We start from the raw sequence: 1,656 nt of genomic DNA, 5'->3' as shown, positions 1-1,656 counted from the left end.
CAGAAGCTCCTTAGAAAGGAGGTGATCCAGCCGCACCTTCCGGTACGGCTACCTTGTTACGACTTAGTCCCAATCGCCAGTCCCACCTTCGACGGCTCCCCCTGCGAACAGTTGGGCCACCGGCTTCGGGTGTTACCGACTTTCGTGACTTGACGGGCGGTGTGTACAAGGCCCGGGAACGTATTCACCGCAGCGTTGCTGATCTGCGATTACTAGCGACTCCGACTTCATGGGGTCGAGTTGCAGACCCCAATCCGAACTGAGACCGGCTTTTTGGGATTCGCTCCACCTCGCGGTATCGCAGCCCTTTGTACCGGCCATTGTAGCATGCGTGAAGCCCAAGACATAAGGGGCATGATGATTTGACGTCATCCCCACCTTCCTCCGAGTTGACCCCGGCAGTCTCCTATGAGTCCCCGGCATGACCCGCTGGCAACATAGGACGAGGGTTGCGCTCGTTGCGGGACTTAACCCAACATCTCACGACACGAGCTGACGACAACCATGCACCACCTGTACACCGACCTTGCGGGGCAACCATCTCTGGAAGTTTCCGGTGTATGTCAAGCCTTGGTAAGGTTCTTCGCGTTGCATCGAATTAATCCGCATGCTCCGCCGCTTGTGCGGGCCCCCGTCAATTTCTTTGAGTTTTAGCCTTGCGGCCGTACTCCCCAGGCGGGGCACTTAATGCGTTTGCTGCGGCACGGAACTCGTGGAATGAGCCCCACACCTAGTGCCCAACGTTTACGGCATGGACTACCAGGGTATCTAATCCTGTTCGCTCCCCATGCTTTCGCTCCTCAGCGTCAGTTGCGGCCCAGAGACCTGCCTTCGCCATCGGTGTTCCTCCTGATATCTGCGCATTCCACCGCTACACCAGGAATTCCAGTCTCCCCTACCGCACTCTAGTCTGCCCGTACCCACTGCAAGCCCGAGGTTGAGCCTCGAGTTTTCACAGCAGACGCGACAAACCGCCTACGAGCTCTTTACGCCCAATAATTCCGGACAACGCTTGCGCCCTACGTATTACCGCGGCTGCTGGCACGTAGTTAGCCGGCGCTTCTTCTGCAGGTACCGTCACTTGCGCTTCTTCCCTGCTGAAAGAGGTTTACAACCCGAAGGCCTTCATCCCTCACGCGGCGTCGCTGCATCAGGCTTGCGCCCATTGTGCAATATTCCCCACTGCTGCCTCCCGTAGGAGTCTGGGCCGTGTCTCAGTCCCAGTGTGGCCGGTCGCCCTCTCAGGCCGGCTACCCGTCGTCGCCTTGGTAGGCCGTTACCCCACCAACAAGCTGATAGGCCGCGAGTCCATCCCTGACCGATAAATCTTTCCAGACGCATCAGATGCCTGAGCGTCACGTATCCGGTATTAGACCTCGTTTCCAAGGCTTATCCCAGAGTCAGGGGCAGGTTACTCACGTGTTACTCACCCGTTCGCCACTGATCCACCCAGCAAGCTGGGCTTCACCGTTCGACTTGCATGTGTTAAGCACGCCGCCAGCGTTCGTCCTGAGCCAGAATCAAACTCTCCGTAGATGTCTCATTGGCAACCACCACCCGAAAGCGGCGATCCACCGACACACGAAACGACCCCCACCCGCTGGCGAGCGAGGATCAGTCAATTCGGCTGCTAAAGAAGCCACCCGACGGGGTCGG

Annotated in this window: 1 rRNA gene; it reads right to left on the bottom strand. The window is 58.3% G+C overall.

Going from position 1 to position 1,656, the window contains the following annotated elements:
- Window positions 1-14 precede the first annotated feature (14 nt).
- Window positions 15-1,536, bottom strand: a 16S ribosomal RNA gene (locus J5O08_RS20560).
- Window positions 1,537-1,656 lie beyond the last annotated feature (120 nt).

This window comes from Cellulomonas sp. PS-H5, from assembly GCF_019265565.1.
In the GTDB taxonomy this organism is placed as follows: domain Bacteria; phylum Actinomycetota; class Actinomycetes; order Actinomycetales; family Cellulomonadaceae; genus Cellulomonas.
Note: the sequence above shows the minus strand (reverse complement) of the source record. Positions and strands in the feature narration are given on the sequence as shown.